25 protein-coding genes are annotated in these 26112 nt (G+C 68.2%); 11 read left to right on the plus strand and 14 right to left on the minus strand.

Annotation, left to right across the window (positions count from 1 at the left end):
• Positions 1 to 9 precede the first annotated feature (9 nt).
• The 4 genes from A3AG_RS0110090 (at position 10) to A3AG_RS0110105 (ending at position 6246) form a co-directional block, all read left to right on the plus strand.
• On the plus strand, positions 10 to 768 hold the full coding sequence (locus A3AG_RS0110090) for a DsbC family protein (RefSeq protein WP_018005277.1): 759 nt from the start codon (positions 10 to 12) through the stop codon (positions 766 to 768).
• A 110-nt stretch (positions 769 to 878) separates the two neighbouring features.
• Positions 879 to 1883, plus strand: coding sequence for an acrylyl-CoA reductase (NADPH) (gene acuI, locus A3AG_RS0110095; protein ID WP_018005278.1), 1005 nt, complete (start codon positions 879 to 881; stop codon positions 1881 to 1883).
• A gap of 74 nt (positions 1884 to 1957) precedes the next feature.
• A complete protein-coding gene (locus A3AG_RS0110100) occupies positions 1958 to 3772 on the plus strand; it encodes a M61 family metallopeptidase (RefSeq protein ID WP_018005279.1) in 1815 nt (604 codons plus the stop codon).
• A 59-nt stretch (positions 3773 to 3831) separates the two neighbouring features.
• On the plus strand, positions 3832 to 6246 hold the full coding sequence (locus tag A3AG_RS0110105; protein WP_018005280.1) for an FUSC family protein: 2415 nt from the start codon (positions 3832 to 3834) through the stop codon (positions 6244 to 6246).
• Positions 6247 to 6327: 81 nt separating this feature from the next.
• Here the strand turns inward: A3AG_RS0110105 and A3AG_RS0110110 are convergent, their stop codons facing one another.
• Positions 6328 to 7656 carry an ABC transporter ATP-binding protein gene (locus A3AG_RS0110110; protein WP_018005281.1) on the minus strand — a complete coding sequence of 443 codons (1329 nt, stop codon included), beginning with the start codon at positions 7654 to 7656 and terminating at the stop codon, positions 6328 to 6330.
• Positions 7657 to 7668: 12 nt separating this feature from the next.
• Positions 7669 to 9423: an ABC transporter permease gene (locus A3AG_RS0110115; RefSeq protein ID WP_018005282.1), complete on the minus strand. Its 1755-nt coding sequence runs from the start codon at positions 9421 to 9423 to the stop codon at positions 7669 to 7671.
• Positions 9424 to 9641: 218 nt separating this feature from the next.
• Here A3AG_RS0110115 and A3AG_RS0110120 point away from each other — a divergent pair, with 218 nt between their 5' ends.
• Positions 9642 to 9920: an acylphosphatase gene (locus tag A3AG_RS0110120; protein ID WP_018005283.1), complete on the plus strand. Its 279-nt coding sequence runs from the start codon at positions 9642 to 9644 to the stop codon at positions 9918 to 9920.
• A 12-nt stretch (positions 9921 to 9932) separates the two neighbouring features.
• Here the strand turns inward: A3AG_RS0110120 and A3AG_RS0110125 are convergent, their stop codons facing one another.
• From A3AG_RS0110125 to rpe, 8 genes are all read right to left on the minus strand, one after another.
• On the minus strand, positions 9933 to 10709 hold the full coding sequence (locus A3AG_RS0110125; RefSeq protein ID WP_018005284.1) for a uracil-DNA glycosylase: 777 nt from the start codon (positions 10707 to 10709) through the stop codon (positions 9933 to 9935).
• A 29-nt stretch (positions 10710 to 10738) separates the two neighbouring features.
• Positions 10739 to 11368, minus strand: coding sequence for a CYTH domain-containing protein (locus tag A3AG_RS0110130; RefSeq protein WP_018005285.1), 630 nt, complete (start codon positions 11366 to 11368; stop codon positions 10739 to 10741).
• Positions 11369 to 11380: 12 nt separating this feature from the next.
• The gene (trpC, locus tag A3AG_RS0110135) at positions 11381 to 12184 is read right to left on the minus strand and encodes an indole-3-glycerol phosphate synthase TrpC (RefSeq protein ID WP_018005286.1); all 804 of its coding nucleotides are present in this window, start codon (positions 12182 to 12184) and stop codon (positions 11381 to 11383) included.
• An 11-nt stretch (positions 12185 to 12195) separates the two neighbouring features.
• Positions 12196 to 13221 carry an anthranilate phosphoribosyltransferase gene (trpD, locus tag A3AG_RS0110140; RefSeq protein WP_035848310.1) on the minus strand — a complete coding sequence of 342 codons (1026 nt, stop codon included), beginning with the start codon at positions 13219 to 13221 and terminating at the stop codon, positions 12196 to 12198.
• A gap of 74 nt (positions 13222 to 13295) precedes the next feature.
• Positions 13296 to 13865: an aminodeoxychorismate/anthranilate synthase component II gene (locus A3AG_RS0110145; protein WP_018005288.1), complete on the minus strand. Its 570-nt coding sequence runs from the start codon at positions 13863 to 13865 to the stop codon at positions 13296 to 13298.
• 20 nt (positions 13866 to 13885) lie between these two features.
• On the minus strand, positions 13886 to 15403 hold the full coding sequence (gene trpE, locus A3AG_RS0110150; protein WP_018005289.1) for an anthranilate synthase component I: 1518 nt from the start codon (positions 15401 to 15403) through the stop codon (positions 13886 to 13888).
• A 428-nt stretch (positions 15404 to 15831) separates the two neighbouring features.
• Positions 15832 to 16575 (minus strand): phosphoglycolate phosphatase, encoded by a 744-nt coding sequence (gph, locus tag A3AG_RS0110155; RefSeq protein WP_018005290.1) that lies wholly within the window; start codon positions 16573 to 16575, stop codon positions 15832 to 15834.
• A complete protein-coding gene (gene rpe / locus A3AG_RS0110160; RefSeq protein WP_018005291.1) occupies positions 16572 to 17273 on the minus strand; it encodes a ribulose-phosphate 3-epimerase in 702 nt (233 codons plus the stop codon). Before rpe ends, gph begins: the two co-directional genes overlap by 4 nt.
• Positions 17274 to 17542: 269 nt before the next feature.
• On the opposite strand from rpe, the gene apaG reads away from it, so the two are divergent.
• Positions 17543 to 17917, plus strand: a complete 375-nt coding sequence (gene apaG / locus A3AG_RS0110165; RefSeq protein WP_012353991.1) for a Co2+/Mg2+ efflux protein ApaG — start codon at positions 17543 to 17545, stop codon at positions 17915 to 17917.
• A gap of 13 nt (positions 17918 to 17930) precedes the next feature.
• Here the strand turns inward: apaG and A3AG_RS0110170 are convergent, their stop codons facing one another.
• Complete coding sequence (locus tag A3AG_RS0110170; protein WP_018005292.1) at positions 17931 to 18146, minus strand: hypothetical protein; 216 nt, start codon at positions 18144 to 18146, stop codon at positions 17931 to 17933.
• A gap of 124 nt (positions 18147 to 18270) precedes the next feature.
• Between A3AG_RS0110170 and mltA the strand changes: the two genes are divergently transcribed.
• Positions 18271 to 19416, plus strand: coding sequence for a murein transglycosylase A (gene mltA / locus A3AG_RS0110175; protein ID WP_026164088.1), 1146 nt, complete (start codon positions 18271 to 18273; stop codon positions 19414 to 19416).
• 13 nt (positions 19417 to 19429) lie between these two features.
• Here mltA and paaK read toward each other — a convergent pair whose 3' ends face one another.
• From paaK to paaG, 3 genes are read right to left on the minus strand one after another with little or no spacing between them, the layout of a single operon-like run.
• Entirely contained in the window at positions 19430 to 20734 is a 1305-nt protein-coding gene (paaK, locus tag A3AG_RS0110180) for a phenylacetate--CoA ligase PaaK (protein WP_018005294.1), read from the minus strand.
• A 51-nt stretch (positions 20735 to 20785) separates the two neighbouring features.
• The gene (gene paaI, locus A3AG_RS0110185; protein ID WP_018005295.1) at positions 20786 to 21238 is read right to left on the minus strand and encodes a hydroxyphenylacetyl-CoA thioesterase PaaI; all 453 of its coding nucleotides are present in this window, start codon (positions 21236 to 21238) and stop codon (positions 20786 to 20788) included.
• Between the two features lie 41 nt (positions 21239 to 21279).
• A complete protein-coding gene (gene paaG, locus A3AG_RS0110190; RefSeq protein WP_018005296.1) occupies positions 21280 to 22104 on the minus strand; it encodes a 2-(1,2-epoxy-1,2-dihydrophenyl)acetyl-CoA isomerase PaaG in 825 nt (274 codons plus the stop codon).
• Positions 22105 to 22366: 262 nt separating this feature from the next.
• Here paaG and A3AG_RS0110195 point away from each other — a divergent pair, with 262 nt between their 5' ends.
• From A3AG_RS0110195 to A3AG_RS0110210, 4 genes are all read left to right on the plus strand, one after another.
• Positions 22367 to 23158 (plus strand): amino acid ABC transporter substrate-binding protein, encoded by a 792-nt coding sequence (locus tag A3AG_RS0110195; RefSeq protein ID WP_018005297.1) that lies wholly within the window; start codon positions 22367 to 22369, stop codon positions 23156 to 23158.
• Between the two features lie 106 nt (positions 23159 to 23264).
• Complete coding sequence (locus tag A3AG_RS0110200; RefSeq protein ID WP_018005298.1) at positions 23265 to 23918, plus strand: amino acid ABC transporter permease; 654 nt, start codon at positions 23265 to 23267, stop codon at positions 23916 to 23918.
• A gap of 37 nt (positions 23919 to 23955) precedes the next feature.
• The gene (locus A3AG_RS0110205) at positions 23956 to 24708 is read left to right on the plus strand and encodes an amino acid ABC transporter ATP-binding protein (protein ID WP_020384447.1); all 753 of its coding nucleotides are present in this window, start codon (positions 23956 to 23958) and stop codon (positions 24706 to 24708) included.
• A 90-nt stretch (positions 24709 to 24798) separates the two neighbouring features.
• A complete protein-coding gene (locus A3AG_RS0110210; RefSeq protein WP_018005300.1) occupies positions 24799 to 25575 on the plus strand; it encodes an enoyl-CoA hydratase in 777 nt (258 codons plus the stop codon).
• The last annotated feature ends 537 nt before the right edge of the window (positions 25576 to 26112 follow it).

The raw sequence follows: 26112 nt of genomic DNA on the forward strand, positions 1-26112 counted from the left end.
GGAGTCCACATGTTCCCATCCCTGCGCCGCCGCCCCGCCGTCTACGCCACCATCACCGCCATCGCCGGCGGGCTGGCCGCGGCCGGCTTCGCGCTGCATGCCATCGCCGCGGGCGAGCCCGGCACCGACCGCATCAAGGAATCGCTGCAGAAAGTGCTGGGCGGCCGCGCCGAAGTGAAGAGCGTCGGCAAGACCCCGGTGCCGGGCCTGTTCGAAGCCCATATCGGCGGCCAGGTGGTGTACACCGACGCCACCGGCCGCTACATCCTTAATGGCGAGATGATCGATACCCGCACCGGCACCAACCTGACCGAGGAGCGGCTGGCGGAGATCAACCGCATCAAGTGGTCGGACCTGCCGCTGGCTCGTGCGATCAAGTGGACCAAGGGCGATGGCAGTCGCCAGATCGCGGTGTTCTCCGATCCCAACTGCGGCTACTGCAAGCGCATCGAGCAGACCTTCCAGCAGATGGACAACATCACCGTGTACACCTTCCTGTACCCGGTACTGTCGCCGGATTCGGAGACCAAGTCCAGGCAGGTCTGGTGCGCGGCCGACCGCACCAAGGCCTGGCGCGACTGGATGCTCAAGCAGGTGGCGCTGTCCGGCAACGGCAGCTGCAAGACCCCGCTGGAAGAGAACCTGGCGCTGGGCCACAGCATGAACGTGACCGGCACCCCGGCGGTGTTCTTCACCGACGGCACCCGCATCCCCGGCGCGGCGGACGTCGCCACGCTGGAGCGCAAGCTCGCCAGCATCAAGAAATAAGCGCGCCGGACCTGTCCCGGCTCGAGCGACGGCCGGACTTGTCCGGCCGTTGTGCTTTCTGCCTTTCCCATCATTGCAAGCAGTCGCCGCCAGGCGACCAAGGAGACACCATGACTTTCCAGGCAGTGCTGCTGACCCAGGCCGACGGCGCCACCCAGGCCAACCTCGCCACCCTTGACGAAGCCCAGTTGCCAGCCGATGGCGACGTGCTGGTTGCCGTCGAGTACTCCACCATCAACTTCAAGGACGGCCTGGCCATCACGGGGCGCTCGCCGGTGGTGCGCAAGTGGCCGATGGTGGCGGGCATCGATGGCGCCGGCACGGTGCTGGAGTCCGCCCATCCGCGCTGGAAAGCCGGCGACAAGGTGGTGCTGAACGGCTACGGCGTGGGCGAGACCCACTGGGGCTGCCTGGCGCAGCGCGCGCGCCTGAAGGGCGACTGGCTGGTGCCGCTGCCCGCCGCCTTCACCACGCGCCAGGCCATGGCGATCGGCACCGCGGGCTATACCGCGATGCTGTCGGTGCTGGCGCTGGAGCGCGGCGGTGTCAACGGCCCGGTGCGCCCGGGCGACGGCGAGGTGCTGGTGACCGGGGCCTCGGGCGGGGTCGGTTCGGTGGCGATCGCGCTGCTGAGCAAGCTGGGCTACCGGGTGGTGGCTTCGACCGGCAAGACGCGCGAGGCGGATTTCCTCAAGGCGCTGGGCGCCGACGACGTGATCGACCGTGCCGAGCTGGGCGTGCCCGGCAAGCCGCTGCAGAAGGAACGCTGGGCCGCGGTGATCGATTCGGTGGGCTCGCACACGCTGGTCAATGCCTGCGCGCAGGTGCGCTACGGCGGCGTGGTGACGGCGTGCGGGCTGGCGCAGGGGCTGGACTTCCCGGGCTCGGTGGCGCCCTTCATCCTGCGCGGCATCACGCTGCACGGCATCGACAGCGTGATGGCGGCGATGCCGCTGCGCGAACAGGCCTGGCAGCGCCTGGCCAGCGACCTGGAGCCGGACCGGCTCAATGCGCTGACGCGCGAGATCGGCCTGGGCGATGCCATCGAGGCGGGGCGCAGGATCATGGAGGGCGGCATGCGCGGGCGCGTGGTGGTGGATGTGAATCGCGGCTGAGCAGCGTCAGGCTGCCTTGCCGCACCTCACCCGCGCCGGCGCTGCACGCAGGCGCCGACGTTACAATCCTGCCCATGACGCCGATCCGCTACGCCATCGCCCCGCTTCAGCCTGAAGCGCACCTGTTTGCCGTTACCGTCACCGTGAGCGAGCCCGATCCGGCCGGGCAGTGTTTCTCGCTGCCGGCGTGGATTCCCGGCAGCTACATGATCCGGGACTTCGCGCGCAATATCGTGCGCATCCGCGCCGATGCGGGCGGGCGCGAGATCGCGCTGACCAAGCTCGACAAGCAGCGCTGGCAGGCCGCGCCGGTCGCCCTGGCCGACGGCCCGCTGACGCTCAGCTACGAGGTCTACGCGTGGGACCTGTCGGTGCGCGCCGCGCACCTGGACACCACCCATGGCTTCTTCAACGGCAGTTCGGTGTTCCTGTGCGTGGAGGGGCAGGCCGAGCGGCCCTGCACCGTCCACATCCACGCGCCCGCGGGCGAGGCCTACCGCGACTGGCGCGTGGCCACCGCCATGCGCGAGGCGCCCGGCCGCGACGGCGCAAAGCGTTACGGCTTCGGCCGCTACCAGGTGGCTGACTACGACGAGCTGGTCGACCACCCGGTCGAGATGGGCACCTTCGCGCTGGCCAGCTTCCGCGCCTGCGGCGCGCAGCACGACGTGGTCTTCACCGGACGCGTGCCGCAGCTGGACCTGGAGCGCGTGTGCCGCGACCTGAAGCGCATCTGCGAGACCCAGATCCGGCTGTTCGAGCCGCGCACCGCGCAGGCGCCGTTTCTCGACAGCAACCGGCGCTACGTGTTCATGACCATGGTCACCAGCGACGGCTACGGCGGCCTGGAACATCGCGCCAGCACTGCGCTGATCTGCTCGCGCAATGACCTGCCGGTGCGCGGCAACAGCGAGACCAGCGAGGGCTACCGCACCTTCCTGGGGCTGTGCAGCCACGAGTATTTCCACACCTGGCACGTCAAGCGCATCAAGCCGGCCGCGTTCGTGCCGTACCGGCTGGCGCAGGAAACCTACACGCCGCTGCTGTGGCTGTTCGAGGGCTTCACCAGTTACTACGACGACCTGATGCTGGTGCGCTCGGGTTGCGTCACCGAGGCGCAGTATGTCGAGATGCTGGCCAAGACCTGGAACGGCGTGCTGCGCGGCAACGGCCGCACCAAGCAGAGCGTGGCCGAAAGCTCGTTCGACGCCTGGACCAAGTACTACCGCCAGGACGAGAACGCGCCCAACGCCATCGTCAGCTACTACACCAAGGGCGCGCTGGTGGCGCTGGCGCTGGACCTGACCATCCGCGACAAGACCCGCGGGCGGCGCTCGCTCGACGATGTCATGCGCGCGCTGTGGCGTGGCTACGGCCGCGGCTTCTACGCCCCGGACGCGGTGCAGCGCGGCGTCACCGAGGCCGAGGTTCATGCGCTGTTCGATGAAGTCACGGGCCTGCGCCTGGGGCCGCTGCTGCGCACGCTCACCGAAGGCACCGGCGAGCTGCCGCTGCCGGCGCTGTTCAAGGCGTTCGGGATCAAGGCCGAGGCGCAGAAGCCGGCGCGCACCGCGGCGCTGGGGATCAAGGTCAAGACCGAGGACGGCTGGGTGCGCGTGACCCAGGTACTCGACGGCGGCGCCGCGCAGGCCGCGGGCCTGTCCGCCGGCGATCTGCTGGTGGCCGTCGACGGCGTGCGTGTGGCGCCCGGCCAGCTCGACAAGCTGCTGGCGCGCTACCGCACCGGCGACCGCATCGAACTGCACGCGTTTCGCCGCGACGAGCTGCAGGCGCTGCCGGTGACGCTGGCGCGCGAGCCGGCGGCACAGTTCAAGCTCAAGGCGGAAGGCGGGCGGCACGCGGCGCGCTCGCGCTGGCTGGGCCAATAAGCTAGCCTGCTTTCGCCGCGACACCAGACCCCGCCACCGCAGTCCACCGCCCCCGCTGCATGCAATACGCGCACGATCCCCGCACCTTCCTGTATTCGCACTATGTGTACCGGGGGCTGCGCTCGGCCACGGGCGTGATCGGCGCGACGCTGATCGCGCTGCATTTCAGCGACCTGCCCACCGCGATGGTGGTGTCGATGGGCGCGCTGTGCACCAGCCTGATGGACCTGCCCAGCCCGCTGAACCACAAGTTCAACGAGATGCTGGCCAGCGTGCTGCTGTGCAGCGTGGTCACGCTGGTGGTGGCGCTGGCCACGCCGTTCCCGCGCGTGATGCCGTTCCTGCTGGTGTTGGTGACCTTCATGGCCGGCATGATGACGGTGTACGGCAACAAGACGCTGCCGCTGCAGTTCGCCGCGCTGTTCGTGATGACGCTCACCATCAACGAGGACTTCCTGGTGCGGCGGGCGCTGGAGCATGCGGCGCTGTTCAGCGTCGGCGCCGTGGCCTACCTCGGTTACGCGATGCTGGTGAGCTGGGTCACCGAGCGCCGCACCCGGCAGCAGGTGCTGGCCGAATCGCTGTACGAGCTGGCGGGCTATCTCGAGATCAAGGCCGGCTTCTACGACGCCGGCAATGACTTCGAGGCCCAGTTCAACCAGCTGGTGCGCCAGCAGATCGTGGTGGCCGAGCGCCAGCAGGCCGCGCGCGACCTGGTGCTGCGCGGCAACCGCACCCCGCACGACGGGCTGCTGGTGCAGGTGCACCTGCGCATGCTCGACCTGTACGAGTACATCCTGTCGACCAACACCGACTATCCGATGCTGCGCCAGACCTTCGCCGGCACGCCGGTGCTGGACCACCTGCGCGGGCTGGTGATGCAGATGTGCAAGGACGTCGAAGAGATCGCCTACGAGGTCACGCGCGGGCGCGGTTCGTACGCCACGGTGGAATACCGGCAGGGCCTGCGCGCGGTCGAGGCGGAGATCGCGCAGTTGCGCCACCACCATATCAACCCGGCGGCGATGACGGCGCTGGTCGAGACCCTCGACATGATGCGCGGCGCGATCACGCTGATCGGCCAGCTGCACGAGGCTTCGCGCACCCCGGTGGAGCCAGCCAAGGTGCTGCCCGGCTCAGACATGACGCCGTTCCTGACGCGCCAGAAGTACGAGCTGAGCGTGCTGCGCGACAACCTGAAGTGGAGCTCGCCGGCGTTCCGCTTTGCGCTGCGGGTGTCGATGGCGGTGGCGCTGGGGCTGTGGATCGCCGAGCGCCTGCCTTATGTGTCGCACAGCTACTGGATCCTGCTGACCATCATCGTGATCCTGAAGCCCAACTTCAGCATGACCAAGCAGCGCTACAACGACCGCGTGATCGGCACGCTGATCGGCTGCGTGGTCTCGGTCGCGATCCTGAAGGTGGTGCACCAGCCGCTGATCCTGCTGGGGGTGCTGTTCCTGTCGCTGGTGGCCAGCGCCGCGTTCGTCACCATCAAGTACCGCTACACCGCGATTGCCGCCTGCATCCAGGTGCTGATCCAGATCCACCTGCTGATGCCGAACAGCCCCACCGTGGCGGGCGAGCGGCTGGTGGATACGGTCATCGGCGGCATCATCGCGTCGCTGTTCAGCTTCGTGCTGCCGAGCTGGGAGTACCGCGCCATCCCCAAGCTGGTCGAAGCCGTGCTGCAGGCCAACCGGCGCTATATCGCCGCCACGCGCGACCTGCTGCTGCGCCGGGCCAAGGACGACTTTGCCTACCGCGTGCAGCGCAAGCAGTTCATGGACAACCTGTCGGCGCTGATCTCGTCGTTCCAGCGCATGCTGGACGAGCCCAGGAGCCGGCACCGCGCGGTCGACAACCTGAACCGCTTCATCGTGCAGAACTACCTGGTGGCCGCGCACGTGGCGGCGGCGCGCATCCAGGTGCGCCAGCATTATGACGAACTCGATATCCCGGCCGCCGAGGCCGCGATCGAACAGGCCACCGAAGCCGCCAGCCACAGCCTGCAGGTCGCCAGCGAGCGCCTGCACGCCGACGAGCGCGGCGGCGGCCGCGGCGCCGGCTTTATCCGCAGCGCCAAAGCGCCGGCGCAGCGCAAGGAGACCGTGCCCGCGGACGCGGACCAGCCGGTGGCGGTTGCAGTCGAGGCGGCGCCGGAACCGGTGGCCGAAGCGGCCCGTGAACCGGTAGTCGATACCGCCATCCCCGAAGCGGCCGAAGCCGCGGAAGATGCCGCCGCGGAACGCCGCGCGCGCCTGGCCGATTCCGCCGACAAGCGCCGCACCGACACGCTGGTGCAGGCCGCCGCGGCGGGCGAATCGAGCGAGCAGGCAGGAGTGACGTCAAGCTCCACCGGCCGCCCCGCCAACGCGGTGCTGGAACGCCGGCTGCGCGCGCTGCGCGAGGACGCGGCCAAGATTGCGCTGCGCACGGGCGCGATCGGGCGGGCGATGCGGGCGCGGTCGTAGAGCCCGTATTGTGGTCCGCCTTGCAAGGGTTTGCTCCCCTCTCCCATGCCAGTGGGAGAGGGGAGAAAGGCCGCGGCAGGCTCACGCGCCGTGCCCCGCGCCCTCATCCTCCGGTAACGTCAGCATCCCGCTGTGATAGCTGTACTCGAAGATCTCCCCATACCGCCCCCATCCGATCGCCACGCTCAGCACGCGTTCGGCCTCCGCCGGCTTGAGGGATTGCTCCAGCTCTTCGAGCACCTGCTCCTCGCCGATCTCGCCGGCTTCGCTCGCCACCAGCTCGCGCCGCACATGCGCGGCCAGCGCGACGTTCGCGAGCAGTTGCCGGCCGAAGATGGCCTTGCGCTGCTGCGGCCCGGCGGCATAGTAGGCGCGGCCGGCGTCGGTGGCGGCGATGTCGCCGGCCTCGATCGACACCAGTTGCACCAGTTGCAGCGCTTCGCAGGCCGGCAGCAGCTCGTCGTCGGTCAGGCCGGCCTCGTCGGCCAGGTGCGGCAGGTCGGCGCGGCCCTGGAACGGGGCTTCGCACAGCAGGTCGAGGATGGCTTCCATCTGGCTGATGTCGGCGTCCGGTAGCCGGTAGCCGATCTCGCGCGCGGGCGCGGGCCGGCGCGCTTCGGCCGCGGGCGCCGTCATCAGCGCGTAGATCTGGTCGACCAGCACGCGCACCTGCGCGCTGTCGCGGTTGCGCGGGCGCGGCAGCGCCACCGGCACCTCGGCGCGGATGCGGCCGGGGTCGCTCGACAGGATCACGATGCGGTCGGCCATCATCACCGCTTCCTCGATGTTGTGCGAAACGATGAGGATGCTCCTGATGTTGGCGCGCCCGCTTTGCCACAGCGCCAGCATCTCGTCGCGCAGGGTCTCGCCGGTCAGCACGTCCAGTGCCGAGAATGCTTCGTCCATCAGCAGCAGGTCGGGCTCGGTCACCAGCGCGCGCGCAATGCCTACGCGCTGGCGCATGCCGCCCGACAGTTCGCGCGGCAGAGCGCTGTTGAAGCCGGCCAGGCCGATCATGTCGATCGCGGCCTCGGCGCGGCGTTCGCGCTCGGCCCGGGGCACGCCCTGCGCCTCCAGCCCCAGCTCGACGTTCTGCTGCACCGTCAGCCACGGAAACAGCGCGAACGACTGGAACACCATGGCAATGCCTTCGGCGGTGCCGGCCAGGCGCTGGCCGCGAAAGCGCACCTCGCCGCGGTCGGCGCCGACCAGCCCCGCCATGATGCGCAGCAGCGTGGACTTGCCCGAGCCGGACTTGCCCAGCATGGCGACGATCTCACCCTCGCGCAGGGTCAGGTCGACGCCCTCGAGCACGGCGCGGTCGCTCTGGCTGGCGGTGCGGAAGATCTTGCCGACGCCGCGCAGTTCGATCACCGCCGCGGCGGTGGGGGTTGCAATGTTCTCTGCCATCGTTGCCTTGCCTTACAGCCGTGTGCGCTCCTGCGCGAGTTGGTACAGGCGGTTCCACAACAACCGGTTGGAGCCCACCACGAACAGCGCCATCACGCCGATGCCCAGCGCAATGCGCGGGAAGTCGCCGCGCGCGGTGGTCTCGGCGATATAGCTGCCGAGGCCGGTAGCGACGATGGTGCGGTCGCCCCAGGTTACGTATTCGGACACGATGCTGGCGTTCCACGAGCCGCCCGCGGCCGTTACCAGGCCGGTCAGCAGGCTGGGGAACACCGCCGGAATCAGAAAGCGCCTCCACAGCAGCCAGCCGCGCAGGCCGAAGTTGCGCGCGGCAAGCTTCAGCTCGGTGGGGATGCCCGACGCCCCCGCGATCACGTTGAACAGGATGTACCACTGGGTGCCGAAGATCAGCAGCGGGCTCAGCCAGATCTCCGGATTCAGGCCGAAGCGCGCGATCAGCATCACTGCCAGCGGGAACATCAGGTTGGCCGGGAACGCCGCCAGGAACTGCGCGATCGGTTGCGCGATGCGCGCCAGGTCGGGGTTCAGGCCGATGCGGATGCCGATCGGCACCCACACCAGCGCCGCCAGCGCAATCAGCACGATCACCCGCAGCATGGTCAGCGTGCCGAGCCACAGCACATGGACGACTTCGGCCCAGCCCACTTCGCTGTGCACGAAATAGCCCAGGCGCAGCAGCGCGGCCAGCGCCACCAGCACGATCGCGGCGTCGCGCGCCCGGGCGAGCCATAGCGCCCGGCGCGGATCCGCCGCGCGGGCAGGTGCCGGCATGCGCGTGCGCGCGCCCCACGCCAGCGTGCGCGCGGCCAGCGCAGCGGCCCGCGCCAGCAGCGCACCCACCCACGCCGAGCGGCGCAGCAGGTCCAGCAGCCACGACTGCGGCAGCTTGTCCTGCGCCAGGGTCTCGAAGCGGAAGCGGTCGGCCCAGGCCACCAGCGGGCGGAACAGCAACTGGTCATACAGCAGGATGCCAACCAGCATCGCCACGATGGCCCAGCCGATCGCGGCCAGGTCCTGCTGCTGGATCGCCAGCGCGATATAGGAGCCGATGCCGGGCAGCCGGATATCGTGGCCCGACACCGAGATCGCCTCGGACGCGACCACGAAGAACCAGCCGCCCGACATCGACATCATCATGTTCCACAGCAGCCCCGGCATGGCGTACGGCACTTCCAGCCGCCAGAAGCGCTGCCACGGCGACAGCCGGAACATCGCCGCGGCCTCCAGCAAGTCGCCAGGGATGGTGCGGAACGACTGGTACAGGCTGAACGCCATGTTCCAGGCCTGCGAGGTGAAGATGGCAAAGATCGCCGCGCACTCCACCCCCGCCAGGTTGCCCGGGAACAGGGCGATGAATCCGGTCACGGTAATCGACAGGAAGCCCAGCACCGGAATCGACTGCAGGATGTCCAATGCGGGTACCAGCACCTTCTCGGCGGTGCGGCTCTTGGACGCCAGCGCGGCAAAGGCCAGCGAGAACAGCAGCGACGCCGCCAGCGCGGCCAGCATGCGGATGCTGGTGCGCATCAGGTAGTAGGGCAGGTAGGCCACGTCCAGGTGCACCGCCAGCGGCTGGTCGGGCCGGAACGGCACATTCATCTGCTGCGCGGCGAACGCGACCATCACGATCACGGCCAGGATGATCGGCAGCAGCGCCAGGTCGAAGCGGTTGGGCGGGGCGCGCAGCAGCTGGCTGTCGAAGCCAGGGGCGGGCTGGGCCGCGTTGCGGTCGGCGGGTGGCATCATGGGCGCTTGTCGGGGTGTGTCGAGCTGGCAGGGCGGAGGCTTGTGGCCTGCCCCGGGTTCGCGGCCCCGGCGGACGATGGCAAAGCCCGCATGCCGCCGGCTTCATGCTGATCACGCCGGGCGGCGCATCCCCTGGTAACGCCCGGCATGGCGGTCTAGTTTACTTGGTGTCGATGACACAACGCGCACGGGTCGCGTGCGCTCGCGGGGAACCCACCATGAACAAGGCAACGTGGCGCCTGGTCGCGCACGGGCGCGTGCAGGGCGTGGGCTATCGCGCCGCCTGTGCCGACGCGGCGGATGAACTCGGCCTGGGCGGCTGGGTGCGCAACCGCGCCGACGGCACCGTCGAGGTGATGGCGCACGGCACGGTCAAGCAGCTGGAAGCGCTGCAGGCATGGATGGAAACCGGCCCGCCGGCGGCGCAGGTGACCTTCGTCGAGGTCGGGCGCGGGGAAGGGGAGTTTGCCGGGTTCGAGTTCCGGCCGACGGTCTAGCGGCCCGCTGCGCTAGGCCGCGGTCCAGTCGATGGCCGTGCGGCCGTGGGCTTCGAGCCAGTCGTTGGCCGCGCGGAAGTGGCCGCATCCCAGGAAGCCCCGGTGTGCCGACAATGGCGACGGGTGCGGCGCTTCCAGCACGCAGTGGCCCCCGCCCAGCAGCGGCTTCTTGGCCTGCGCATGGCTGCCCCACAGCATGAACACCAGGTTGGGCCGGCTCGCGGCGAGGTGCTGGATCAGGCAATCGGTGACGGCTTCCCAGCCGCGCCGCGCATGGCTGGCGGCCTGCCCCTGCTCGACCGTCAGCACGGTATTGAGCAGCAGCACGCCCTGGCGCGCCCAGCCTTCCAGGTTGCCGGAGGTGCGCGGCGGGCAGTTGCCGTCGGCACCGAATTCCGCGGCGATTTCCTTGAAGATGTTGCGCAGGCTGGGCGGCACCTTGACGCCTGCCGGTACCGAGAAGGCGAGCCCGTGCGCCTGCGGCAGCTCGACCCCGCCGACCGTGCCGGTGCCGTGGTACGGGTCCTGGCCCAGGATCACCACCTTGACCGCAGCGGGCGGCGTCAGGTGCAGCGCGTGGAAGACGTGGTGCGGGAACACCGGCTTGCCGGCGGCGCGCTCGCCGTCAACGAAGGTTGCCAGCTCGCGCCACGCCGGCACGGCGATGCAGGGCTCGAGCAAGGCGCGCCAGGCGGCGGGCAGGGCATCGGCCTGCGCTTGCAGGCTGGCGGCGGGGGCGGGTTCGCCGGGGGCGCGGGGCGCTTCGGCGGCAAAGAGATCGGCTTGCATGCGGGAAATGCGCGGCGGCAAAACCGCGATTATGACGCCTTGCCCTCGGCGATCCCGGCCAGGCGGTAGCCGCGCGCCGCCTTGCTCAGGTCCGACGGGGCCAGTGCCGCCACGGCGGCAAGCCGCGCGGCGAAGGCGCGCAGCGCCTCGGCGGCGTGCGCGGCATCGCCATCGAGCCATTCCAGCTCGAGTTCCTGGATGCGCTCCTGCGCGGCACTGGCCAGGGCGGTGATGGTACCGGTGTCGAGCGCGGCCTCGATCCTTGCGCCGTCCTGCGTGACGATCCAGGTGCGGCGGACGAAGTCGGTGCGGAACACCGGCGCCAGGCTGCCGATCAGCGGCGCCAGCACGGTTTGCGCCTCGGCGGGAAAGCTCTGCAGTTCGATGGCCTCGCCGGCGATGGTGGTCTCCCACTCATGCCGCATGGCCAGGCCGCGCTGGCTGCTGCCGGCGGTCTTCAGCGTCTGCAGCCACTGCGCGCCCTTGCGGCGCAGGCGCAGCGCGGCGCGCGCCTGCGCCAGGTCGTGCCGGGGCGTGTCGAGGTAGACGTTGAGCAGCGTGGCTTCGCCCCGCGGCTGGCCGTTGGCGTCGAGCCAGGCGGCCAGCGGGGCAAGGGCGGCGTCGGGGACGGCGAGTTTGAGTTCGATTTCCTGGGGCATGGCGGGTGGGGATCAGCCAAACAACCGCGCCAGCTCCACCCCCGGGTCCCTGGCCCGCATGAATGCCTCGCCCACCAGGAAGGCATGCACGTTGGCGTCGCGCATGCGCTGCACATCCGCGGCGCCGAGGATGCCGGACTCCGTCACCACCAGCTTGTCGGCCGGCATGCGCGGCAGCAGCTCGAGGGTGTTGTCCAGCGACACCTCGAAGGTGCGCAGGTTGCGGTTGTTCACGCCCAGCAGCGGGGTCTTCAGCCGCAGCGCCACGTCGAGTTCGTCGCCGCCATGGACTTCCACCAGCACGTCCATGCCGAGCTCGTGCGCGCAGGCTTCCAGGTCAGCCATCAGTCCCGGATCCAGCGCCGCGACGATCAGCAGGATGCAGTCGGCGCCCCAGCTGCGCGCTTCATAGACCTGATACAGGTCGACCATGAAATCCTTGCGCAGCGCCGGCAGCGGGCAGGCGCCGCGGGCGCGCTTCAGGTAGTCGGCGTGCCCCTGGAAGAAATGCTCGTCGGTCAGCACTGACAGGCAGGCCGCGCCGTGGGCGGCGTAGCTCTCGGCGATGGCCTCGGGCAGGAACTGCTCGCGCAGCACGCCCTTGGACGGCGACGCCTTCTTGATCTCGGCGATGACACCGGCGTGGCCGCCGGCGATCTTGTCGCGCAGCGCGCGCTCGAATCCGCGCGGCGCGTAGCCGGCCTCGGTGCGCAGGCTTTCGGCCTCGGCGCGCAGGCTGGGCAGGTCGCGCCGCTTGCGCGCGGCGGCGACTTCGTCGGCCTTTACAGCCAGGATTTTCTGCAGGATGTCGGACATATCGGCGTCTCTTACTTGAACTGCTGGGTGGCCCGCACGAAGGCGTCGAGCTTCTGCCGCGCCGCGCCGCTGGCGATGGCTTCGCGCGCGCGACGGATGCCGTCCTCGACCGAGTCCGCCACGTTGGCGGCGTACAGCGCGGTGCCCGCATTCAGCGACACGATCTCGCGCGGCGTGCCCGGCGCGTTGGACAGCGCCTCGAGCAGCATGTCCTTGGACTCGGCGGCATCGGCCACCTTCAGGCCGCGGTTGGAGATCATCGACAGGCCGAAGTCTTCGGGGTGGATCTCGTACTCGCGCACTTCGCCGTCCTTCAGTTCGCCCACCAGCGTCGCGGCGCCCAGCGAGACCTCGTCCATGCCGTCCTTGCCGTAGACCACGATGGCGTGCTGCGCGCCCAGGCGCTGCATCACGCGCACCTGGATGCCGACCAGGTCGGGATGGAACACGCCCATCAGGATGTTGGGCGCATCGGCCGGGTTGGTCAGCGGGCCCAGGATATTGAAGATGGTGCGCACGCCCATTTCCTTGCGGATCGGCGCGACATTCTTCATCGCCGGGTGGTGCGTGGGCGCGAACATGAAGCCGATGCCGGTCTCTTCGATGCACTGGCCGACCTGCTCGGGCGTCAGCATGATGTTGACGCCGAGCGCCTCCAGCACGTCGGCGCTGCCCGACTTGGAGCTGACGCCGCGGTTGCCGTGCTTGGCGATCCTGGCGCCGGCGGCGGCGGCAACGAACATCGACGCGGTCGAGATATTGAAGGTGTGCGAGCCGTCGCCGCCGGTGCCGACGATGTCGACGAAATTCTCGCGATCCTTCACCGGAACCTTGTTGGCGAACTCCCGCATCACCTGCGCGGCGGCCGAGATCTCGCCGATGGTTTCCTTCTTGACGCGCAGTCCGGTCAGGATCGCGGCGGCCATTACCGGCGAGATCTGCGCCTGCATGATCTGCCGCATCAGGTGCAGCATCTCGTCATGGAAGATTTCGCGGTGCTCGATGCAGCGCGTCAGGGCTTCTTGCGGCGTGATCATGGCGTTCTCGTTGGCAGTCTGCGGCGTGTGTGCAGTGGCGTGATGGGGGCTGGCAGGCGCGGAATCGAGCAGTCTCATCGCGGCGCCCTGACGAAGTTGGCCAGCATCGCATGGCCGTGCTCGGACAGGATCGACTCGGGATGGAACTGCACGCCTTCGACGGCGAGCGTCTTGTGGCGCACGCCCATGATCTCGCCGTCCGGGGTCCAGGCGGTAATCTCCAGGCAATCGGGCAGGGTCTCGCGCTCGATCGCCAGAGAATGATAGCGCGTCACGTCGAAGTGCTTGGGCAGCCCGCTGAACACGCCTTGCTGCGTGGTCTCGATGGTGCTGACCTTGCCGTGCATGACCTGCTTGGCGCGGATCACCTTGCCGCCGAAGGCTTCGCCGATGGCCTGGTGGCCCAGGCATACGCCCAGCATGGGAATCTTGCCGGCAAAGTGCTGCAGCGCGGCCACCGAGATGCCCGCTTCCTTCGGGCTGCACGGGCCGGGCGACACGCAGATATGGTCGGGCTTCAGCGCCTCGATTTCCTCGAGGGTGATCTCGTCGTTGCGATAGGTGCGCACGTCCACGCCCAGTTCGCCGAAGTACTGGACCAGGTTGTAGGTGAACGAATCGTAGTTGTCGATCATCAGCAGCATGGCGTCTGTCTCCTGTTCTGTCAGATGTCGGAGTCCAGGCCATCCTGGACTTGCTCGGCGGCGCGGATCACGGCGCGCGCCTTGGCCTCGGTTTCCCTCCATTCGGCTTCGGGATCCGAATCGGCGACGATGCCGGCGGCGGCCTGCACATAAAGGTTGCCGTCCTTGACGATGCCGGTGCGGATGGCGATGGCCAGGTCCATCTCGCCGCCGAACGACAGGTAGCCCACCGCGCCGCCATAGATGCCGCGCTTGCGCGGCTCGAGCTCGTCGATGATCTCCATCGCATGGACCTTGGGCGCGCCCGACAGCGTGCCGGCCGGGAAGGTCGCGCGCAGCACGTCGAGGTTGCTCATGCCCTCGCGCAGCGTGCCCTCGACCGAGCTGACGATATGCTGCACGTGCGAGTACTTCTCGATCACCATCTTGTCGGTAACCTTGACCGAACCGGTCTCGGCAATACGGCCGATGTCATTGCGCGCCAGGTCGATCAGCATCACGTGCTCGGCGATCTCCTTCGGGTCGTTGAGCAACTCGGTAGCCAGCTGCGCGTCCTTGTCCGGCGTATTGCCGCGCGGGCGCGTGCCGGCCAGCGGGCGGATGGTGACGATGTGTTCGGTGCGGGTGTCCCCGTTGGCGCCCACCTTGCGCGCTTCCTGGCGCACCAGGATTTCCGGCGAAGCGCCCACCACCTGGAAGTCGCCGAAGTTGTAGAAGTACATGTACGGCGACGGATTCAGCGAGCGCAGCGCGCGGTACAGCGACAGCGGCGCGTCGCGGTAGGGCTTGACCAGGCGCTGGCCGATCTGCACCTGCATCATGTCGCCGGCCATGATGTATTCCTTGGCCTTGTGCACCGCGGCCAGGTAGTCGGCCTTGGCGAATTCGCGGTAGACCTCGGTCTGCACCGACGGGCTGGTCACCGGCACGTCGACCGGCTGGCGCAGCTTCATGCGCAGCTCGCGCAGGCGCTGGCGCGCGCGCGAATAGGCCTCGGGCGTGGTCGGGTCGGCGTAGACGATCAGGTAGAGCTTGCCCGACAGGTTGTCGATCACCGCCAGCTCTTCGCACAGCAGCAGCTGGATGTCGGGCAGGTTCAGGTCGTCGGGCTTCTGCGTGTTGGCGAGCTTCTTCTCGATATAGCGCACCGCGTCGTAGCCGAAGTAGCCGGCCAGGCCGCCGCAGAAGCGGGGCAGGCCGGGGCGCAGCGCCACCTTGAAGCGGCTCTCGAACGCGGCGATGAAATCGAGCGGATTGCCTTCGTGGGTTTCCACCACCTTGCCGTCGGTCACCACCTCGGTGCGGTTGCCGTAGGCGCGCAGCAGCGTGCGCGCATGCAGGCCGATGAAGGAATAGCGGCCGAAGCGCTCGCCGCCCACCACCGATTCCAGCAGGAAGGTGTTGACGCCGCGGGTCTGCGACTGGGCCAGCTTCAGGTACAGCGACAGCGGCGTTTCCAGGTCGGCAAAGGCCTCGGCGATCAGCGGGATGCGGTTGTAGCCCTGGTCGGCCAGCGATTTGAATTCCAGTTCGGTCATGTCGGTCCTCTTGTTCGGCCCGCGTCGCAGGCGATGGCCAGGCGCGGTGCCGCTTGTCGGCAGATTGGCTGGAGCGTATGGGAATTCCCGCCCCGGTTGCGGACCGTGGTGCGGCAAGCTTGCGGACAAGGCTGCACACGGCCGGAGAGAGGGCGTGCGGCGCGTTCTTGAGCTAAACGTAGCAGAGAAATCAGGCTACGCTGGCTGTTGGCGGGTTTGGGTGATGATGCCCGGCATGGCTGGTCGCCTGGGCCGGTGGTGGCGACGCCTTCGGGTCGAAGGCGTGTCAGCAGACTCGCGAACGCACTTTACGCCTGTTGGGAGGCGCGCCAGCGACGCCAGGGCCAGGCCTGCCGATCACTGCCAGAAAAGATGCGTTTGCGGTTGAGAAACATTGAAGGTTCAGGGATTTGGTCGGAATCGACGGACTATCGATGACCGGCCCGGTGTGCGGCAAACAGCGCTGCGGCATGGGCAATGGAGTCGACTATACCATCGGCGTCGACGCCTTGTACAGGGTTGCCATGGTTGTAGCCATAGGGCACCAGCAGTACGCCCATGCCGGCCGCGCGGGCCGCCTGCGCGTCGTTTTCGGAGTCGCCCAGCGCCGCCATTGCCGACGGCTCCAGCCCGAAGGCATCGGCGGCCTTCAGCAGCGGGAACGGGTCGGGCTTGCGCAGCGGGAAGGCATCGCCGCCATAGACCAGTTCGAAGTACTGGGCCAGGCCGGTCTTGGCCAGCAGCGGCTCGGTAAAGCTGTAGGGCTTGTTGGTCACGCAGGCCAGCCGCAGCCCGGCCGCCTTCATCGCCGCCAGGCCTTCGCGCACGCCCGGGTAGACCTGCGAGAACTGGCCGTTGATGCGGATGTATTCGCGGTCGTAGAGCGCGTAGGCATCGGCAAACAGGCCGTTGGCGTGCAGCGGCGAAAAGCGCGCGTCGAGCACGCGCCGGATCAGGTTTTCCGAACCCTTGCCGACGTAGCTGACGATCTCCTGCTCGGACATCGGCGCCACCGGGCCCAGGTGGGTATGCTGGCGGCCCAGCGTCAGCAGCATGGCGTTGATCGACGCGTGGAAGTCGCCCGCGGTGTCGACCATGGTGCCGTCCAGGTCGACGATCACGCCTTCGATGCCGCGCCAGTCGGCGCGGCGCAGCACCGCGCCCGCGCTCATTGGCCGGCCTTGGCCAGTTGGTCGCGCAGCGCCGAGATGATGCCGCGGTAGCCGCCGTCGGCATCGGGCTTGCCGAACACGGCCGAGCCAGCCACGAAGGTGTCGGCGCCGGCCCGAGCGATCTCGGCGATGTTGTCGACCTTCACGCCGCCGTCGACTTCCAGCAGGATGGTGCGGCCGGTGCGCGCGGTGTAGGCATCGATGCGCTCGCGCACGGCGCGCAGCTTGTTCAGCGTCTCGGGGATGAACGACTGGCCGCCGAAACCCGGGTTGACAGACATCAGCAGGATCACGTCCAGGCGGTCCATCACGTGGTCCAGGTGGTGCAGCGGCGTGGCCGGGTTGAACACCAGGCCGGCCTGGCAGCCGTGATCGCGGATCAGCGCGAGCGAGCGGTCGACGTGTTCGCTGGCCTCCGGGTGGAAGGTGATGATATTGGCGCCGGCCTTGGCGAAGTCCGGGATGATCCGGTCCACCGGGCGCACCATCAGGTGCACGTCGATGGGGGCGGTCACGTGGGGGCGGATCGCCTCGCACACCAGCGGGCCCACGGTCAGGTTGGGCACGTAATGGTTGTCCATCACGTCGAAATGGATCCAGTCGGCGCCGGCCTCGGTCACGCGGCGCACTTCCTCGCCCAGGCGGGCAAAGTCGGCGGACAGGATGGAGGGGGCGAGGCGGAAGGTGGGCTGGGTCATGGTGGCGCGCGGTGAATGCAGGGAATGCTGTTATCGCCGCTGGCGGCGGGCCGCGGGCGCCGCCGCCAGGCCGCCGAAACCAATCGGGCGGCAAGGGCGGCCGGGGCCACGGCGGGCGGCACGGCGTTGAAAGACCGCTATTCTACGCCCGCCCGGGGCGATCGCGTCCGGCCGGCGCCGGGCCCGCGCTCTTGCCCGTCCCGCGCCCATCCCGCACAATGCGGCTACCCATTTCCCTGCCGGCCGATCCCGCCGCCGGCCCTGCCCAAATGAGCGAGTACGCCTTCTCCGTGTCGGTGCGCACCCAGTACCTGCCGGACCAGTCCGACCCCGAGCGCGGGCGCCATGCCTTCGCCTACACCATCACCATCCACAACACCGGCGAGGTCGCGGCACAGCTGATCTCGCGCCACTGGATCATCACGGACAGCGACAACGGCACGCAGGAAGTCGCCGGGCTGGGCGTGGTCGGCCACCAGCCGCTGCTCAAGCCGGGCGAGCATTTCGAATACACCAGCTGGGCCACGATCTCGACCCCGGTGGGTTCGATGAAGGGCGAGTACTTCTGCGTGGCCGAGGACGGCCACCGCTTCGAGGTGCCGATTCCCGAATTTGCGCTGGTGCTGCCGCGCATGCTGCACTGAACGTGCGGGGAACCTACGGGCGCGGTGGGCTGTCCTGATCCTGCTGCGGCGCTTGCGTGTCGCCCTGCGCCGGCCGGCGCGACGGGTGCTCCGACGGCGCGCGGGTGGGACGCGGGTGCTTTTTCGCCGTGCCCATGGTCCAGACCACGATAAAGATCAGCAGGAACAGCGCCACGCCGGCTTCCAGGGCGAACAGCAGCATGGGATGGGCTTCGAAGAACTTGCTCATGGCAGATGCAGCGCGGCCCGCGGGGGCGCAGGCGGTGGTTGAGGGATGACGATGGCATTGTAGGGGCATTCCGGCGGAATTCCCCCCGCAGGCTGCGGCTTCCAGGACTTTGAACAATAGCAAGATGGCATACGCGGACGCTTTCCCGATTCCACAGGTTTCCCAGGTTTCCTCCCCGTCGCGGCGCCGCGTGCGCGGCTGGCTGGCGCTGGCCGGCGCCGCGGTGCTGCTGGCCGGCTGCATGAGCGGCCCGCCGCCGCGCATCGAGACGACCCCGTCCGGCACCGCGCCGCCGTCGGCGTCGACGCAGAAGGGTCGGCTGCAGGCGGCCAGCTGGGCCGAGCTTGGCGGCTGGGCCGAGGACGATGTGCGCGCCGCCTGGCCGGCGCTGCAGCAAAGCTGCCAGGCGCTGAAGAAGCGCGCGGAATGGTCCCGCGCCTGCGCCGCCGGCATGATGGTCAATGCCGGCGACATCAACGCCATGCGCGCGTACTTCGAAGGCAACTTCCAGCCGTACCGCGTGGTCAATGGCGACGGCACCGACAGCGGCCTGATCACCGGCTACTACGAGCCGATCCTGCATGGCTCGCGCACGCGCCAGGGCAAATTCCAGGTGCCGCTGTACCGCAAGCCGCCGCAGTTCGGCAACCGCGCACTGCCGGCGCGCGCCGAGTTGCTGCAGAACCCGGCCATGCGCGGCAACGAGCTGGTCTGGGTCGACGACGCGGTCGAGGCCGCGTTCCTGCAGATCCAGGGCTCGGGCCGCATCCGCATGGCGGACGGCAGCATGATGCGGGTGGGCTTCGGCGGTACCAACGACCAGCCGTTCCGCTCGTTCGGCAAGTGGCTGCTGGACCGCGGCGAGATCACCCCGGCGCAGGCCACCATGCAGGGCATCAAGGCCTGGGCGCGCGCCAATCCCGGCCGGGTCGAGGAGATGCTCAACGTCAATCCGCGCTTTGTCTTCTTCCGCGAGCTGCCGCCGAGCAACGATGGCCCGGTGGGCGCGCTGGGCGTGCCGCTGACCGCGGAGCGCTCGATCGCGGTCGACCCGGCCACGATCCCGCTGGGCGTGCCGGTGTTCCTGTCGACCACGCGTCCGCTGTCGACCGAGCCGATCCAGCGCCTGATGTTCGCGCAGGATACCGGCAGCGCCATCAAGGGCGGCGTTCGCGCCGACTTTTTCTGGGGCGCCGGCGATGCCGCCGGCGAGACCGCCGGACGGATGAAGCAGGGCGGCAGGATGTGGGTGCTGCTGCCGCGCAGCTAGCAAGATAGCGGATTCAGCGCCCGCGCTGATCCACGATCCGCTTCGCCTTGCCCACCGACCGCTCGATCCCGCCCTCCGGCAGCACCTCGATCCCCGCGGTCACGCCGATATAAGACTTGATCTCGTGCGCGAGCCGCTCGCGCGCGGGGTGAGCCAGCGCCGTGTCGGTGCCATGCGCGCATTCGACCCGCACCGTCAGCGTATCGAGGTGGCCCTCCCTGGCCAGCACGCACTGGTAATGCGGCGCCAGCTCGGCGTGCCTGAGGATCAGTTCCTCGATCTGCGACGGGAACACGTTGACGCCGCGCACGATCATCATGTCGTCGGTGCGCCCGGTGACTTTCTCCATGCGGCGAAATGCCGGGCGGGCCGTGCCCGGCAGCAGCCGGGTCAGGTCCCGCGTACGGTAGCGCACCACCGGCATCGCTTCCTTGGTCAGCGAGGTGAACACCAGTTCGCCGAACTCGCCGTCGGGCAGCACCGCGCCGGTGTCGGGGTCGATGATCTCCGGGTAGAAATGGTCTTCCCAGATGGTCGGGCCGTCCTTGGTCTCGGCGCATTCGTTGGCCACGCCGGGCCCCATGACTTCGGACAGGCCATAGATGTCGACCGCCGAAATGCCCATGCGCTTCTCGATCGCCAGCCGCATCTCCGGCGTCCACGGCTCGGCGCCGAAGATGCCGACGCGCAGCGAGGTGCTGGCCGGGTCGATGCCCTGCCGCTCGAATTCGTCGGCGATCGCCAGCATGTAGCTGGGGGTCACCATGATCACTTGCGGCTTGAAGTCCTGGATCAGTTGCACCTGCCGCTCGGTCTGTCCGCCGCCGAACGGGATCGCGGTCAGGCCGGCCTTCTCGACTCCGTAGTGCGCGCCCAGCCCGCCGGTGAAGAGCCCGTAGCCGTAGCTGATATGCACCTTGTCGCCGCGGCGCGCGCCCGAGGCGCGGATCGAGCGCGCCATCACCGTGGCCCAGTGGTCGATGTCCTGCAGCGTGTAGCCGACCACGGTGGGCTTGCCGGTGGTGCCGGACGAGGCATGGATGCGCGCCACGCGGTCCTGCGGCACCGCGAACATGCCGAAGGGGTAGTTGTCGCGCAGGTCCTGCTTGCTGGTGAACGGGAAGCGGGCCAGGTCGGACAGCGCTTGCAACTGGTCCGGGTGCACGCCGGCCTCGTCGAACTTGCGCCGGTAGACCGGCGAATTGGCATAGGCGTGGTGGAGCGACCATCTCAGGCGCTCCAGCTGCAAGGCCTGCAGCTCGGCGCGGCTGGCGGTCTCGATCGGTTCCAGGGGCAGATCGGTCAGGCGCGTGCTCATGGGGTCTCCTGCACGGGGGGCGTTTGTCTTCAGTGTCCTGCCAGGGCTGGCTCAGGCGCCCGCGGCTGCGTCGGGCGGCGGCACCACGTGTCCCTTGATCTGCGCGGACTTGCCGCGGAACATCGCCACCACCTGGCCCGCGGCATTGGTCACGCGGATATCGTAGATGCCGTGCCGGCCCGACAGAACCTGCTCGGTGGCCTCGGCGGTGAGCACGTCGCCGCCATGCACGGGCCGCAGGAACTCGATGCTGCAGCCGGCCGCCACGGTGTTGATGTTATGGCTGTTGCAGGCAAAAGCGAAGGTCGAATCGGCGAGCGTAAACATCAGGCCGCCATGGCAGATGCCGTGGCCGTTGAGAAATTCCTTGCGCACCGGCATGGTCAGCCGCGCATAGCCCGGCCGCACCGCGTCGACCGTGATGCCCAGCCAGCGGCTGCAGGTGTCGGCTTCATACATCGCGGCCGCGGCGGCTTCGGCGAGGGCCTGGGGGTCCTGTTTCAAGCTGGTCTCCTGTCTGGGGATGCGGGGGCAGGCCCCGCGCTCTACTTGCCGGTGAAGTGCGGGGCGCGCTTGGCGAGGAAGGCGTTGACCCCCTCGGCATAGTCGGCGGACTGGCCGAGTTCGCGCTGCAGGTCGCGTTCGAGGTCGAGCTGGGCGTCGAGCGTGGCCGTGGCGCTGGCATACATGGCGCGCTTGATCGCGGCCAGCGCGCGTGTCGGCTGCGCGGCCAGGTGCGTGGCCAGCGCCAGCGCCTGTTCCGGCAGCAGCGGGTCGTCCATGGTCTGCCAGACCAGGCCCCAGGTTTCGGCCTCCTCGGCGCTCAGGCGCTCGCCGGTCATGGCCAGGCCCAGGGCGCGCGCCATGCCGATGCGCTGCGGCAGCAGCCAGGTGCCGCCCGAATCCGGCACCAGCCCGATCTTGACGAAGGCCTGGATGAAGCTGGCGGAGCGCGCCGCCAGCACCATGTCGCAGGCCAGCGCCAGGTTGGCGCCGGCACCGGCCGCGGTGCCGTTGACCGCCGCCACCACCGGCAGCGGCAGGGCCTGCAGGCGGCGGATCAGCGGATTGAACCAGGTATCGAACAGCTCGCCCAGGTCGGTCATCCGCCCGGGGGTGAAATCCAGGTCGGCCAGGTCTTGCCCGGCGCAGAAGCCGCGACCCGCGCCGGTCAGCAGCAGGGCACGGGCACCGCCGGCCTCGACGTGGTCGAGCGCCTGCTGCAGCGCCTGGTGCATGGCGCGGGTAAAGCTGTTGAGCTTGTCTGGACGATTGAGCGTGATGATCGCGACCGGTCCCTGCCAGGCCAGCAGGACGGGTCCGCTCTCGATGCTGACCGGCTGGCCAGCGGGCGTGGACGTCGGGGGCATTGTTGTCTCCTGCCTGATGGAATCGATGACTCCGGGATGCGTCGGTGCGGGCTGGCGCCTCTAAAATAAACCGACCAGTCGGTCGGCAAATGTTAGCATTAATTTTTGCCAGCGGGTGTGGCGAGATTGGCGCGAAGGCCGGCCGTCGCGCAATGCCGGCCAGCGGCACCGCTCTATAATCGCGCTGCCAACAACAATCTGAAACCCCGCCGGCCTGCGCGAGCGAAGCCCGGCGCGCTCTCCCCTCCGCATTGGAAATCCTATGAAGAAGTTCGCTGCATTGCTCCTGATTTCGTCCGTCGCGCTGTTCGCCGCGTGCGGCAAGAAAGAATCCGCACCCGCGCCGGCTGCCGGCGCGGATACCGCCGCCAGGATCATCGTGGGCCTGGACGACAATTTCCCGCCGATGGGTTTCCGCGATGCCAACAATGAACTGGTCGGCTTCGATATCGACATGGCCAAGGAGGCCAGCCGCCGTCTCGGCATGACGGTCGAGTTCAAGCCGATCGACTGGAGCGCCAAGGAGGCGGAGCTGAACGGCAAGCGTGTCGACGTGCTGTGGAACGGGCTGACCATCACCGAAGAGCGCAAGAAGAACATCAACTTTACCGCGCCCTACATGACCAACCACCAGATCGTCATCGTCGGCGCCCAGTCGCCGGTGAAGGCCAAGGCTGACCTGGCGGGCCGCATCGTCGGCGCGCAGGACGGCAGCAGCGCGGTGGATGCGATCAAGAAGGAAAGCCAGGTTGCCGCCAGCCTGAAGGAACTCAAGACCTTCGGCGACAACGTGACGGCGCTGATGGACCTGTCGGCCGGCCGCCTCGACGCCATCGTGGTGGATGAAGTGGTGGGCCGCTACCTGATCAGCAAGCGGGCCGGCGAATACCGCGTGCTGGAGGAAAATTTCGGCACCGAGGACTACGGCGTCGGCGTGCGCAAGGATGACGCCGAACTGCTCGGCAAGCTCGACCAGACCCTGGCGTCGATGAAGCAGGACGGCACCGCGGCGCGTATCGCCACGCAGTGGTTTGGCGCCGACATCACCAAGTAATCCAGACCCGGCGTAACGCCCCTCGCGGTTGCGGCGAGGGGCACGCCAACTCCGGACCCCTTCGCCGGGCTTCCCGGAGGCCTCACCTCCTTCTGTACGCGCGAGCATGGATTACGTTTTATCTCTTCTGCTGCCGCTGGCGCAGGGTGCCAAAGTCACGCTGACGCTATTCGCCATCACGCTCGCCCTGTCGGTGCCGCTCGGGCTTGCGCTGGCACTGGCGCGCATTTCGTCATGGCCGCTGCTGAGCGGCCTGGTCAACGGCTATATCTGGCTGATGCGGGGCACGCCGCTGATGCTGCAAATGCTGTTTATCTATTTCGCGCTGCCGTTCGTGCCGGTCATCGGCGTGCGGCTGCCTGATTTTCCCGCGGCAGTGGTGGCCTTCGCGCTCAACTACGCCGCGTACTTCGCGGAAATCTTCCGCGCCGGGATCAAGTCCGTCGACCGTGGCCAGTATGAGGCCAGCAAGGCGCTGGGCATGACCTATTTCCAGACCATGCGGCGCGTGGTGCTGCCGCAGATGGTCAGCCGGGTGCTGCCGCCGGTCAGCAATGAAACCATTACGCTGATCAAGGACACCTCGCTGATCTACGTGCTGGCGCTCAACGACATCCTGCGCACCGCGCGCGGCATCGTGCAGCGCGATTTCACCACCACGCCTTTCCTCGTCGCCGCGCTTTTCTACCTGGTGATGACGCTGATTCTGACCTGGTTCTTCCAGAATCTCGAAAAACGCTATGCCAAACATGATTACTAGCCCGACCGGCGCCCCTTCCCACGATGCGCCCGGCGTCATGATCGCGGCACGGGACCTCTTCAAGTCGTTCGGGCCGCTGCAGGTCTTGCGCGGCGTTTCGCTGACCTTGCGCAAGGGCGACGTCACCGCGGTGATCGGCCCGTCGGGCTCGGGCAAGAGCACCTTGCTGCGCTGCCTCAACCATCTCGAGGTGATCGACCGCGGCACGCTGCAGATCGAGGGCGAGACGCTGGCCACCGCCGGCCCCGACAGCGTGGCCCGCTATGTGGCCGACGCGGAAGTGCGCCGCATCTGCCGCAAGATGGGCATGGTGTTCCAGTCGTTCAACCTGTTCCCGCACATGACGGTGCTGCAGAACATCATCGAGGCGCCGGTGACGGTGAAGGGGTTGCGGCGCGATGCGGTGATCCCCAAGGCGGAGGAACTGCTGCGCAAGGTCGGCCTGCTGGCCAAGCGCGACAGCTATCCGGCGCGGCTGTCCGGCGGCCAGAAGCAGCGCGTGGCGATCGCGCGCGCGCTGGCGATGGAACCGGACATCATGCTGTTCGACGAGCCCACGTCCGCGCTGGATCCCGAACTGACCGGCGAAGTGCTGCGCACCATGCGGCAGCTGGCGGAGGAGCATATGACCATGCTCGTCGTCACCCATGAAATGGGGTTTGCGCGGGAAGTGGCCAACCACGTCGTATTCATGGACGAGGGCAGGATTCTCGAGGAAGGCCCGCCGGGCGAAGTGTTCGGCGCGCCGGCCCACGCGCGCACCCGCGAATTCCTCGCGCACATGCTCTAGCCGGCGCCGTCACGCTGCAACCGGTGGCAGAATAGCCCGCAGCCGGTGGCGACATGCCATCCGCCTGACCACACATAGATAGGAGAAGACATGCCGTACGAAAACATCCTGGTCGAGACCCGCGGCCGCGTTGGCCTGGTCACGCTGAATCGCCCGAAGGCCCTGAATGCGCTCAATGATGCGCTGATGGATGAACTGGGCGCCGCGCTGACCGCCTTCGACCAGGATGACGGTATCGGCGCCATCGTCATCACCGGCAGCGAGCGCGCCTTCGCCGCCGGCGCGGATATCGGCATGATGGCCAAGTACTCCTTCATGGACGTCTACAAGGGCGACTACATCACCCGCAACTGGGAAACCATCCGCAAGATCCGCAAGCCGGTGATTGCGGGCGTGGCCGGCTATGCGCTCGGTGGCGGCTGCGAACTGGCGATGATGTGCGACATCATCATCGCGGCGGACTCGGCCAAGTTCGGCCAGCCCGAGGTCAAGCTCGGCACCATGCCCGGCGCGGGCGGCACGCAGCGCCTGCCGCGCGCCGTGTCCAAGGCCAAGGCGATGGACCTGTGCCTGACCGCGCGCATGATGGACGCCGCCGAAGCCGAGCGCTCCGGCCTGGTGTCGCGCGTGGTGCCGGCCGACAAGCTGCTGGAGGAAGTGGTGGCGGCTGCCGAGACCATCGCCGGGTTTTCGCTGCCGGTGGTCATGATGATCAAGGAATCGGTCAGCGCCGCCTACGAGACCACGCTGGCAGAGGGCGTTCACTTCGAGCGCCGGCTGTTCCACGCTACCTTCGCCACCGAAGACCAGAAGGAAGGCATGGCCGCCTTCGTGGAGAAGCGCAACCCGAATTTCCAGCACCGTTAGCCGTCGGGATCAGGGAATACCCGAGGAAGATCTAGGGGTATTGCCTCGTCTGCGTCACGTGCCGGGCCGATTTTTTCTTGCCGTTCAAGGCCTTACGCAAGGATCCGGGAACGTTTAGCGCATCGTCGTGACAAAGGTGTTGCAAGGGCGGCGAAACCGGCCTATTATTCGCCCCCTCGCAACACAACGCGGCGCTGCAAGTCAGGCGCGGCAAGGGTTGCGGGGTTGGCCGGGAGGTTGGCGCAGCGAGGTTTGCAGCGCTGACGGCAGCAAAAAAGATTGCTGCAAACGGTTGACGAAACGAAGAAAGCTCTGCATAATCTCGTTTCTCTGCTGCAGACAACGCAGCGCGCTGAACGGCAAAGCCGGGAAGCGAAGTTCTTTAACAAACAAACAACCGATAAGTGTGGGCGCTGGGTAGCGGACGCCGCTGTCTACGGACAGTGATGCTTCAAGTTATACAGTGCTCGCACAGCAAAACGTGACCGGGTCTTCGGATCTGGTCAGTCAGTTTTCTGAGAGTGAGCGACCGCTCGA

It is taken from the genome of Cupriavidus neocaledonicus, assembly GCF_000372525.1.
Classification (GTDB): domain Bacteria; phylum Pseudomonadota; class Gammaproteobacteria; order Burkholderiales; family Burkholderiaceae; genus Cupriavidus; species Cupriavidus neocaledonicus.